Annotated in this window: 12 protein-coding genes and 2 pseudogenes; 9 read left to right on the forward strand and 5 right to left on the reverse strand. The window is 67.5% G+C overall.

Annotated features, from left to right (window positions below):
- Positions 1 to 92: 92 nt before the first annotated feature.
- Positions 93 to 428, reverse strand: a pseudogene (locus ACFC1R_RS37700) (transposase); the annotation flags it as partial.
- Positions 429 to 633: 205 nt separating this feature from the next.
- On the opposite strand from ACFC1R_RS37700, the gene ACFC1R_RS37705 reads away from it, so the two are divergent.
- The 3 genes from ACFC1R_RS37705 to ACFC1R_RS37715 all read left to right on the forward strand — a co-directional run bounded on the left by ACFC1R_RS37705 (position 634) and on the right by ACFC1R_RS37715 (position 2,719).
- Positions 634 to 1,155 (forward strand): hypothetical protein, encoded by a 522-nt coding sequence (locus tag ACFC1R_RS37705; protein ID WP_375946246.1) that lies wholly within the window; start codon positions 634 to 636, stop codon positions 1,153 to 1,155.
- A 284-nt stretch (positions 1,156 to 1,439) separates the two neighbouring features.
- Positions 1,440 to 2,201, forward strand: coding sequence for a hypothetical protein (locus tag ACFC1R_RS37710; RefSeq protein WP_375946247.1), 762 nt, complete (start codon positions 1,440 to 1,442; stop codon positions 2,199 to 2,201).
- Positions 2,202 to 2,449: 248 nt separating this feature from the next.
- The gene (locus ACFC1R_RS37715) at positions 2,450 to 2,719 is read left to right on the forward strand and encodes a hypothetical protein (protein ID WP_375946248.1); all 270 of its coding nucleotides are present in this window, start codon (positions 2,450 to 2,452) and stop codon (positions 2,717 to 2,719) included.
- A gap of 265 nt (positions 2,720 to 2,984) precedes the next feature.
- Here the strand turns inward: ACFC1R_RS37715 and ACFC1R_RS37720 are convergent, their stop codons facing one another.
- A complete protein-coding gene (locus tag ACFC1R_RS37720; protein ID WP_375946249.1) occupies positions 2,985 to 3,200 on the reverse strand; it encodes a hypothetical protein in 216 nt (71 codons plus the stop codon).
- A 119-nt stretch (positions 3,201 to 3,319) separates the two neighbouring features.
- On the opposite strand from ACFC1R_RS37720, the gene ACFC1R_RS37725 reads away from it, so the two are divergent.
- Together ACFC1R_RS37725 and ACFC1R_RS37730 are read left to right on the forward strand one after the other, a co-directional pair.
- A complete protein-coding gene (locus ACFC1R_RS37725) occupies positions 3,320 to 4,114 on the forward strand; it encodes a restriction endonuclease fold toxin-2 domain-containing protein (protein WP_375946250.1) in 795 nt (264 codons plus the stop codon).
- Between the two features lie 38 nt (positions 4,115 to 4,152).
- Positions 4,153 to 4,536: a hypothetical protein gene (locus ACFC1R_RS37730; protein ID WP_375946251.1), complete on the forward strand. Its 384-nt coding sequence runs from the start codon at positions 4,153 to 4,155 to the stop codon at positions 4,534 to 4,536.
- Positions 4,537 to 5,243: 707 nt separating this feature from the next.
- Here ACFC1R_RS37730 and ACFC1R_RS37735 read toward each other — a convergent pair.
- Positions 5,244 to 5,462: a hypothetical protein gene (locus ACFC1R_RS37735; protein WP_375946252.1), complete on the reverse strand. Its 219-nt coding sequence runs from the start codon at positions 5,460 to 5,462 to the stop codon at positions 5,244 to 5,246.
- 567 nt (positions 5,463 to 6,029) lie between these two features.
- Between ACFC1R_RS37735 and ACFC1R_RS37740 the strand changes: the two genes are divergently transcribed.
- Entirely contained in the window at positions 6,030 to 6,551 is a 522-nt protein-coding gene (locus ACFC1R_RS37740) for a hypothetical protein (RefSeq protein ID WP_375946253.1), read from the forward strand.
- Between the two features lie 175 nt (positions 6,552 to 6,726).
- A pseudogene (locus ACFC1R_RS37745) lies at positions 6,727 to 7,847 on the forward strand (IS630 family transposase).
- Between the two features lie 46 nt (positions 7,848 to 7,893).
- Here the strand turns inward: ACFC1R_RS37745 and cpt are convergent.
- Complete coding sequence (cpt, locus tag ACFC1R_RS37750; protein ID WP_375946257.1) at positions 7,894 to 8,424, reverse strand: chloramphenicol phosphotransferase CPT; 531 nt, start codon at positions 8,422 to 8,424, stop codon at positions 7,894 to 7,896.
- 185 nt (positions 8,425 to 8,609) lie between these two features.
- On the opposite strand from cpt, the gene ACFC1R_RS37755 reads away from it, so the two are divergent.
- Entirely contained in the window at positions 8,610 to 9,743 is a 1,134-nt protein-coding gene (locus ACFC1R_RS37755; RefSeq protein WP_375946254.1) for an IS630 family transposase, read from the forward strand.
- A 7-nt stretch (positions 9,744 to 9,750) separates the two neighbouring features.
- On the opposite strand, the gene ACFC1R_RS37760 is transcribed toward ACFC1R_RS37755, so the two are convergent.
- Positions 9,751 to 10,257 carry a GNAT family N-acetyltransferase gene (locus tag ACFC1R_RS37760; protein ID WP_375946255.1) on the reverse strand — a complete coding sequence of 169 codons (507 nt, stop codon included), beginning with the start codon at positions 10,255 to 10,257 and terminating at the stop codon, positions 9,751 to 9,753.
- Between the two features lie 180 nt (positions 10,258 to 10,437).
- Here ACFC1R_RS37760 and ACFC1R_RS37765 point away from each other — a divergent pair.
- The coding region (locus ACFC1R_RS37765; RefSeq protein ID WP_375946256.1) for an IS5 family transposase at positions 10,438 to 10,733 on the forward strand (296 nt) is incomplete at its 3' end.

Below are 10,733 nucleotides of genomic sequence, written 5' to 3' on the forward strand. Positions count from 1 at the left end.
ATCGCCCGCCCGGACCCTCGAACAGCTTCGAGTTCGCTTGCCCGACGAGAACCACCAGGAAGATCAAACCTGACAGTTATTCAGCTACAAGCCCCGGCGGTACCGGTGTACTGCCGCTGCACGCCCGCCGAACCGCGGCCCTTCTTCAAGAACCCGGTCTCATCGACGATCAGCACGCCGTCGTCGACGCCGAGGTGCTCGACGACGTAGGCACGGACGTCGTCGCGGACGTCATCGGCGTTCCAGCGGGCAGTTCGCAGCAGGCGCTGCATCGGCCCAGCACGGGCGTGGCCGGCCTGCTCGGCCAGCTGCCAACAGTTCTTCCGCTCGACGCCGGAGAGCAGTCCAAACAGGTAGGCACGAGCCGTCGCCCGAGGCTCGACCCGGCGGAACCTGCCCGCGATCCGGGCCGCGGCCTGGTCGAACATCGCCCGCCACCGGTCGGTGGCCGTTTCCATCTCCAGGCGGCCCCGGCACAAGATCGCGAAGTAGCGCAGGAGTATTGGTTGATCGGGTCCGGGCCGCGGGCGGGCGTGTACGACCCGGGGAGGAGAGGATGGCTCCTGCGGGGGATGATCCTCTCCGACAGGAGGCCGACGCGGCGAGGCCGGCACTGCGGCCAGGATCGTCGACATGCCGATGTTCTCCGCCCTGCAGACCCTGCCCGATGTCCCGCGCTGGGCGCGCAACGCAGCGCGCCTGGCGGTCCTGACGCCACTGCCGTCCAGCCTATGGCGCCTCCCGATGGCCTGGGGCTGGATGATGGGCTTCGGGCCGGAGGACAGGGGGACGCTCCACGTGCCCGGCTGGGGGTCGCTCTACATCGTGGGCCTGACGGTGTTCTCGGAGATCTTCGCCTTCCTGACGCTCGGCCTGGTCCAATCCTGGGGCGAGGTCTGGCCGCGCTGGGTGCCGGGCCTGCGCGGCCGCCCGGTGCCGGTCCCGGCCGCAGTGATCCCCGCCCTGGTTGGAGCTGGCCTGGTCATGGCGTACTCCGTGGGCCTGGTCCACAACATGTTCGTCAATCCGGCCGCCGACGCTCCCCACGGCATCTCCGTCGTGGTCCTGAACCTCTGCTACGCGCCCATCATCCTCTGGGGGCCGCTGCTATTGGCAGTCACCGTGGATTACTGGCGCCGCCGACGCCGGACGTGACCCGCCGGTCGCGGCCCGCACTCAGGCACGTCGAAGCGCACAGATCACAAACTCGCACTGGAGTACTAGGTGTTCTCGTCGCCGAGGAAGTAGCCCTCGTACACCGCCACCCACCCGTCTGGCTGTGTAGGTCATAGCCGGCATCACTTGTCGCCGAGTTCCAGCACCACATGGTGATCTCGCGCTCGCGAAATGTCACTGAGAAACGACAACGGTCCAGAGAGGTGCCGACGTCGCCGCCCGGTGATGTGCAGTGTGTCGGTGGATGCTGGCAGTCTTGCCCGGTGCTGATCGACGGACATGACAACGACCCGCTGGTGGCGGGGGAGGAACTGGTCTCCCACCCGGGGTTCTGGGCCGCTTACCTGATGTGGATGTGCGAGACGGACGACGAGGAGGGTGAACCGGCCGCGGAGTGGTTCGGAGCGGACGCGACCGACGCCGACGCCGCCTACGAGGTGCTGATGGACAACGAGAACTGGCCCGTGTTCCGGATCCCGTTCGGCGGCGGACACACCGCGGTGGTGATGGGCCGTAACCTCCCCGACGACAGCGGGACGGAGTACTTCGTCACCCACCCCGGCTGGCAACCCGGACGGCATGGGTACCTCGCCACCATCGACGGACACCAGGCAGGCCCCGGCCTCTCCTGGCCGGAACTGACCCACATCGCCAACACCTCGGACCGCACGGCCCCAGGCGTCCACGACCCCCACGCCCGACTGCTGCTCCTGCTGCCCGCGCTCGGTGACGAGAACGCGCCGGCAGACGCAGCCGACGTGATCACCGGGGCGCTGGTCCACGTCGGTGCCCCGGCCGATGAGGCTCCGCGCGTGGCGGCGCTGCTCCTGGACCACCCCCTGTGGGACGCAGCCCACTGGTCACTGCCCGGCGAGTCGCCGCTCACCGGCGGCGAGCAGCCCTTCGGCGGCATCCTCCAGTGCGACGGCCCCTACAGCCCGCGCTCCGGTGTACAGCTCGCCAAGGGCATCACCCGACAGCAGACCGAACGGCTCGCCCTCGCCCTCGGAACCTGGTCGGTCTGACGTCAAGAACCGGCACGCTGCCAGAAGTCGGCAACACCGCTTCTCCGGGCCACAAGGTGCTCTCGCCCCTCAGCAACACGTGCTCTCGACTCTCGCCGATATAGCCACCCGTCGGGGGCGCCGAGGCCGGGGAGTCTTTTCCGTAGAACGCCCTCTGCCGACTGGCTCGGTCTTGCAAGCTGGGCGTCATGGCAAATGACAGCAGCAGCGAGCCCCTCCCGTTCGTGCCGGCTCCGAACGGTTGGCGTGTGGCTCTTGGATCGCCGGACGACCGCAGCATCATGGTGGTGCCCCTGGTCGGGTGGCAGTCGGTGCGGGAGGGGGAGCCGCGCTCGATCGACAACTCGCTCTTGGAGCCGGTGGTGCTCTTCGACAACGTCAACGATCCGATCATCACGACCGTCAACACCACCCTCACCGACTGGCGTGACGGCTCCTACCTCCACCAGATACTGGCTCCCGGCTTCGAGGTTCGGGAGCTGCCCGAGGGCTGGCGGATCACGGAGTACGGTGACTGACCCGAGACCGGCCGGGCGGTCGCATGCCAGAAAGAGCCGGCCCCGTTCAATCGGTCGGTTCATGGACTGCTCCGCCTGATCTTGCTCAGCTGGCCGCTGCGGCGCCGTGCGTCCGGAGCGGGCTGGACGGCCTGATGATGGCCAAACGGTGTGGACCACCAGCCGCGGAGGCCTGTTCGGGGTGCGGGCAAGCCCTTGGGTAAACCCTGGTTGGTCGGCCGCCAGACGGACGGCCTCGGGGTCACACGTTCTGCTGGTACGCCCGCTAGACGGTGAGCGCGGCCTCGGCGGGGTTGTCGTGCAGCAGGGGCTGGCGGGTGGCTCTGTCTCCGAGGAAGCTGTCCTCGTAGAGGCTGGCCCACTGCGTGACGCCGCCGATGCCGCGCTCCACCCAGCCGACCAGGTGGCCTTCCCCGGTCACCAGCCACACATCCGGGGTCGCGGACCAGCCGGCCAGCACCCAGTAGTCACCGAAGAACAAGCGCTCCAGCGGGACGTGGACAGAACCTACGTCAGACGCTCGAAGGCCTCGCCTTGATGGCGGGAGGCGTTGCGGTGGCGGGTATCGGCCTGACCGTTCTCACCTTCGGCGGCTCAGATGTGGCGGCGGCCGGCGGTGAAGCGGCGATCGTGGCCGAGGCCAGTGCTGCGGCTCTTGCGCTGACCACAGAGATGGAAACCAGCGCCGCGGTGGCGGTACTCGCCGAAGCCGAGGTGATCGTCGAGGCTGCCGCCGCCAGCCTCCTACCGGTCGGCACCGCCGCACTCGTGGCCGGTGCTGTCGCCACCACCCAGCTGGCATCAGTGGCGATGGCGGCCCCGAAGCCGAACACCGTGACGCCAGGACTGCCACCGATCGCACCGGAGCCCGGCAGCCGGTTCGCCGATCTGTCGCCGTCCGGACAGGCACAGGTGCGGCAGTGGATGGCGCAGGCCACGGCTGACGGCCGCAGCGCCACGGCCAATGATCCGCTGAACGCTCAGTCGCCGGAAGAGGCAGCACGTCGGACGTACCAGATCAGAGTGGCCGGCAGCACCGAGTACAGCCTGTACACGACGGTGAAGAAGCCGAACGGCACCGACGCGAACATGAACGCGGACGGGATCCGGCCGCAGGACGGTGCGGCGGTCGACTCGAAGTACATCGGACAGAAGCCCGGCTGCAAGTCGCCGTTCCGGCTCGGGAACACCGACAACCGGCCGAACTTCCTGTACGAGAAGGTCCTGAAGGATCAGACGTACGAGGTCACCCGCTACAAGTCCGCGTTCAAGGATCCCCGGAACGAGCCGATCAACCACCTCGAAGTGGTCACCAACGACGAGAAGGCGGCAGCGTACTTCAGCGCGATCCTCGCCGCAGAGGACTGCCCTGGCCAGACCCGTATCGTGAAGTGACCGCAGGAACCCAATCCCCGGCGATCTGAAGGGACAACATGGGCGGCAAGTACTACATCAGCCCGGACGAGGACCGTGGTGGCGTATGGGAGTTCACTCCCGATCAGGTGACGCGAACCATCCACTCGCTGTGGCCCCAGCCACAGCCGATCCCGCTAGACACTTCGCCGTCCAGCGGAATCTTCGACTTCGACGTACAGGTGAACGGTGAGAGCTGCGAGCTCACCTACTTCGCCGATGAGCAGTTCTTCGTCATCCCGGACCAGGACCCGCTAGAGCTCCCTTTCCGCGTGGTGTACAGCGTGCTGACCACCCTGGCGCCAAGCGTCCCAGCAGTCTGGATGGCCGACTTCGACGGAGCAGTGCACTCGGTTGACCTGTCCATCGGGGTCGAGAATCTCCTGACGCGCTTCCACACATAGGACCTGGAAGTAAACCTCCCGGGTACAGCGCTCCACGAAGCTGAGGGAACAGGCGTAGCGGCCGGGTTCTAGCGCAACCGTGAGCTGCCGGAGGACCACCTCAACGCGCGGCTGATCACGACCACGATCATCACCACCGACGCCCCCTCCCCGCATGCCGCTTGTCATCGCCCCGGACTCGTCGACCCCGCGCCCGCGGGGATGGTCTTTGGGGCATAGCACCAACAAAATTTCGTAGGTGCTGCTCCCCGCACAGGGACAGTCCCCCCGTTTTCCCGGACCCGACGTAGCCACCGACCTATTCCTCGCGCCCGCGAGGGCAAGGTAAATCGGCAGAAGCGATCTGACTCAGCATTCGGGGGGTGGCCGAAGACCAAGTCACGGCTGTCCTAGGCCACCTACGCCTTCGTGAAGTCCGGGATTGGCCGCTCAACGACGTACAGATTGCTCGACCTGGCAGCCGCCGCCGAGGTCACCGAGGACACCGTCCTGCGAGAGCTCGGAGCGTCCCATGCCTGGAACAGCGCCGCCCGTGCGCGCGGCAGACGCGGTCTTCACGTCAGCAAGGCGTGGCGCCCGCCTGTGATGGCCCGTGAGTGTGCGTCTCGGGTCCGGCGGGCACTCCATTCGCAGGCTACCGGGACGCGGCCGAGGGCTGGGGTTTTGTGCCCGCCCCCGAACATTCGCGGTACCCATGGTGGTAACGCTCAGATCTGCCGGTCCAAGTCGGAGAAGGTGAGGCCGCCAGCGGCGAGCGGGCGCCGCGCCGGAGCGGGCGCGGGCACGGTCTCGCTGGGCGGCTGGCGGAAGTCGGCGCCCTGCTCGATCGGCAGCAGTCTGCGCCCGCCGGGCGGGGCGGGAGCGGGTGCATCGGTGGCGGGCTCGGAGAAGGTGGGCAGCGAGAGGCTGCGGCGGGCAACGGTCATGATCACAGTCTCGCAGCTCCGGGTCGGCGAGTAGGGCCAGACCGCTATCAGCGGTGATAGTGCTCTAGCCCTACGGGTAGGGCCAACGACTGCGAGGCCCGGACGGTACCCGGGTCATCGCCCCGCGAGTCCGGCACGGCGGCCGCTTCGGGAAGGACACCAGACGCGTGTCGACGGTCGCGTGCGTGACCGCTGACAGGCGAACGAAGCGCCGTCGCGGTCGGCTACGACCGCAGCCAGCCGGGACCTCGAGGACGGGGGGCACCCCAGGTCCCGGCTGCGGGAGGCACCGGCCACACCGAGGCGCGGCCGATCTGCTCGGCAGCCCGTCAAGGGGAGTGGTGGGGCTGCCGTGACCGGAATGCTAGCCCTGCCCAATAGCCGTGAACAGGGCGTTGACCTGCAAACTTTCGGCCGCGAACATGCCAGGAGGTCAGAATTTCTTACCCGGCGGCGGCCAACGGCTGCCGTCGGCTAGGAGCTGTCCGGCCAATCACACGGCCGCGCGCTGAGCAGAGTCAGGAGGCCCAGGATCTCGGCCGGGCGGATCGTCGTAGGCTGCGCCCCATGAGCCTGTGGGACGTCCTGCCGGACAGCGAACGACAGCAGTGGACCTTCGAGCCCTTCGTGAGCGTGGGTCCGCTGCGGTTCGGAATGAGTTCAGGGGAGGCATCTGCTGCGCTTGGCGGCATCGGGGCGGGCGTGCGCCAGCATGACGCGCATTGGGGCACCGCGTGCCACACCTATTCCGAGGTGGGTCTGAAGCTCTACTTCGCGGCCGATGAGTGCTTGTACGGCGTTTCGATTGATGCGCTGCAGGGTCCGCAGGTTCTCGCCGACGGGGTGGCACTGGTCGGCCAGGTGCCCTCCGAGCTGGAGCAGTGGCTGTTCGGCCGTGCTGAGAGCCGGGAACCCTATACCGAGCTCTTCTATCTGCCCGGAGCGGAGGCTGGATCGCTGACTCTCGGGGTGGTGCTGTGTGTGCAGCGGGCCGGCGATCGCTTGGTCACACGCCCGGTCTTTCTACCCGGCGATGCCATGGACGACGTCTATCACCGCCTGCCAAGGGAGGCATGGGCCATCTCCTGATCACATGCCTCCCTCCGCAGACACCGTTAGGCGATCGTGAACGGAGCCAGATGACCAGCGCGGCAGCGGTGACCGTGCCTAGTGCTCTGACCGCGAAGGTTCACCGGGTTGGCGGTGGCGACGCCTCAGGCGGTTGGATGTGGGCGGACATCCGATCTGGCATGGGGAGGCGTGGGTGGCGGAGCCAGTCAGGGTCCGGAGGTTGACCGATCAGGAGGGTCAGCAGTTACAGCGGATCGTGCGTCGGGGCAGTACCAGCTCGGTGCGCTACCGGCGGGCGATGATGCTGCTGGCTTCGGCTGGCGGCAACCGGGTCCCGGTCATCGCCCGGCTGGTGCAGGCGGACGAGGACACCGTCCGGGATCTGATCCACCAGTTCAACGAGATCGGCCTGGCCTGTCTGAACCCTCGGTGGGCGGGAGGCCGTCCCCGCCTGCTCAGCACTGACGACGAGGACTTCGTCATCAAGACGGCCACCATCCGCCCGGCCAAGCTCGGGCAACCCTTCACCCGCTGGTCCATTCGCAAACTGCTCGCCTACCTGCGCAAGGTCCACGGCCGGGTGATCCGCATCGGCCGGGAGGCCCTGCGCTGCCTCTCGCTCGACGCGGCGTCACCTTCCAGCGCACCAAGACGTGGAAGGAGTCCACCGACCCTGAGTACGGCGTCAAGCTCGACCGGATCGAGCACGTTCTGGAGCGCTTCCCGGACCGCACGTTCGCGTTCGACGAGTTCGGCCCGCTGGGCATCCGCCCCACCGCAGGCACGTGCTGGGCCGAGCAGGGCCGACCCGACCGGCTCCCGGCGACCTACACGCGCACCCACGGTGTCACGTACTTCCACGGGTGCTACTCGGTCGGCGACGACACCCTGTGGGGCGTGAACCGGCGCCGCAAGGGCACCGCAAACACCCTGGCCGCGCTCAGGTCGATCCGGGCGGCCCGCCCGGACGGCGCCCCGGTCTACGTGATCCTGGACAACCTCTCCGCCCACAACGGCAAGAAGATCATCCGCTGGGCGAAGAACAACAACGTCCACCTGTGCTTCACCCCGACCAACGCGTCCTGGGCGAACCCGATCGAGGCGCACTTCGGACCGCTGCGGCAGCTCACCCTCGCGAATTCCAACCACCCGAACCACACGGTCCAGACCCGCGCCCTGCATGTCTACCTGCGCTGGCGCAACGCCAACGCCCGCCACCCCGACGTCCTCGCCGCCCAACGCAAGGAACGCGCCCGCATCCGCAGCGAGAAAGGCATCCGCTGGGGCGGACGCCCACTCACCACTGCAGCCTGACTCGTCCCGGCGCTGCCGTCCCAGCGGCAGATAGCCAGGCCGTCGATCACTTGAGATGTGCGGAAATGGCCCGCGCGCACTCCATCGACTCGGCATGCGCGGTGTCCACCTCCAGGTCATAGACCACGCCCTGGTGGACCACGTCCGCCTGGGAGGCGGCCATCCCGATGATCCGATCGCCTCGTGCAATCTCACGGCCTGCAGCGACCGCACCGTCACACCTGACGCCGACCCACAGCACCCGCAGTTCGCCCAAAACCTTCTGCCATCGCTGCTGTGAGTCCGCTCCGCCGAGGAAGACCTCATCGACGATGATCCGGGCGCCCGCACGAGCCATCGCGGCGATTCCCTCGATCCATGCCGCTTCCAGCGTTCGGAACTCCGGTCCGACGATCACCTCTCCGTCCGGAGCGAACTCGATCCCGCCATCTGACGCCCGCATGGACGCCGGCATCGCCTCAACCAGCGTGTCTGTCCCAATGGCCAGCCACGGATCCGGCAGGACTGCCTGCAGACACCGAACGATCCCGGACTTCCCCGAACTGGAACCACCGTTGAGAACGATCACCTGAGTCATCACCGCGCCACAGTAGAGGCACCAGGGCAACGCTCGAAACGGAATTCCGCGGACTCCGTGCCGCCTGTCACAACCCGGTGAACGTTGCTGGTCACAGCACAGTGCCGCATCAGGCAACGTTTGCCTCGTTGTGACGTGCCGTCCGGTTGCTGTGCCTGGTGGCGCCGGACGGTCAGAATGATCGCGTGGCTGAACGCGTGCGGGTCCGTGAGATCGATGATGACGAGGGGCGGCGGCTGCTGCGGATCATCCGCCGGGGCACCGGGTCGGTGGTGACCTGGCGGCGTGCCCAGATGGTGCTGCTGTCCGCCCAGCGCATGCCCGTGGCGAAGATCGCCGAGGTGACGTTCACCAACGCGGACCGGGTCCGCGATGTGATCCACAACTTCAACGCCGACGGCTTCGAGGCGCTCTACCCGAAGTACAAGGGCGGCCGGCCGAGAACCTTCACGCTGCCCGAGCGTCGCGAGATCAAGAAGATCGCCAAGTCAAAGCCGGCCGAGCACGGCCTGCCGTTCTCGACCTGGAGCCTGGCCAAGCTGGCCGACTTCCTGGTCGCCGAGGGGGTGGTCGACGACATCAGCCACGAGGGCCTTCGGGTCCTGCTCCGCGAGGAGGGCGTCTCCTTTCAACGCGTAAAGACCTGGAAGGCCTCTCGCGACCCCGACTACGCGGCCAAGAAGGCCCGGGTCGAGCACCTCTACGCGATCGCCGATGGCGAGGTCATACCCGAAGAAGGCGAGCCCGAAGTCATCTTCTGCCTCGACGAGTTCGGCCCGCTCAACCTTCAACCCCACCCTGGCAGACAGTGGGCCGAACGAGGCGGCAAGGGCAAGGACCCCAACCGCGAGCCGAGGCCGAGACGGCGGGCCACCTACACCCGGCCGCACGGGGTCAGGCACCTGTTCGCCGCTTACGACCTGGCCAAGGACAAGCTCTACGGGCACATCAAGAAGACGAAGAACCGGACGAAGTTCCTGGAGTTCTGCCGCTACCTGCGCTCGCTGCACCCGCTGGAGGTGCGGATCGCGATCATCTGCGACAACTACTCCCCGCACCTGACCACCAAACGGTGCCAGCGGGTCGGGGCCTGGGCCGCGGCGAACAACGTCGAGATCGCCTACACCCCGACCAACTCCTCCTGGCTGAACCGGATCGAGGCCCAGTTCACCGCCCTGCTCTACTTCACCCTCGACGGCACCGACCATGCCAGCCACAAGGCCCAGGGAAGCATGATCCGCCGATACATCATCTGGCGGAACAAGCACGCCGCAGACGAACGCCTCCGCGAGGTCGTGAGCCGGGCGAACGTCGCATAGCTGCTGGTCACCCGCTCTCCTGCCCGGCTGAGCGCGTGCCCAGTTCCTTGCTCAGCAAGGTTCCGCGCGGTCCGAAGCCAGCCGAAGAGTAGAAGCGGACGGCTCCCGTGTTCGGCGCGAAGATTCCGGCATAGATGATCGAGACACCGCGCTCCGCAGCGGCTTGCTCCGCCGCCTTCAGCAGAGCTGACCCAACACCCTCGCCGCGATGCCCGTCCAAGACGACGGTGTGAATGTCGGCCGCGCGGCATGGAGCCAGAATCTGATGGTCCGGGGCATCGGCCAGCAGGACCACCTCCACCATGCCCACCACCTCACCCCCCACCTCGGCGACCAGGATCACCACCTTGGACTCGGCCGAGAGCACTTCCTCGAAGTGCCTGCGAACGGCCCGGATCTCGGGCACGCGGTAAACGGCCGGATCAAGTTGGACATGCCTTTCAGCATTCGCGAGACGCAGACGGACAAGTGCGGGCACGTCGTCCCGCTCGGCACCCCTGACCAAGATCGACATGCGCCAGAGCCTTCCACCCCGCCCACCCGAACCACAAGGCGCACAGGCCAACTCAAGACAGGGCGAACGTTGCCTGATGCGGCACTAGGTAGTGTCGTCAAAGTGATCTTGGATAGTGGATCATGGTGCAGTGATACGTCGTCATGAGCTCTCCGATGCCGAGTGGGACCTGGTGCAGCCGTGCTTCCCAGGCCCGGCACGGGTCGTCCGCGCCTGGACGACCGGACGGTGCTGAACGGGATCGTGTGGAAGTTCCGGACCGGGGTGGCCTGGCGGGATGTGCCGCCGCGGTACGGCTCCTGGGCCACCCTGCACACCCGATTCCGGCGCTGGGCCGAGGACGGAACCTTCGACCGGATGTTGCGGGCCGCGCAAGCGCAGGCGGACGCGGCCGGCGACATCGACTGGCTCATATCGGTCGACTCCACCGTCGTGCGAGCCCACCAGAGTGCCGCCGGGGCACGAAAAGGGGGACC

This window comes from Kitasatospora sp. NPDC056138 (assembly GCF_042264695.1).
Classification (GTDB): Bacteria; Actinomycetota; Actinomycetes; order Streptomycetales; family Streptomycetaceae; genus Kitasatospora.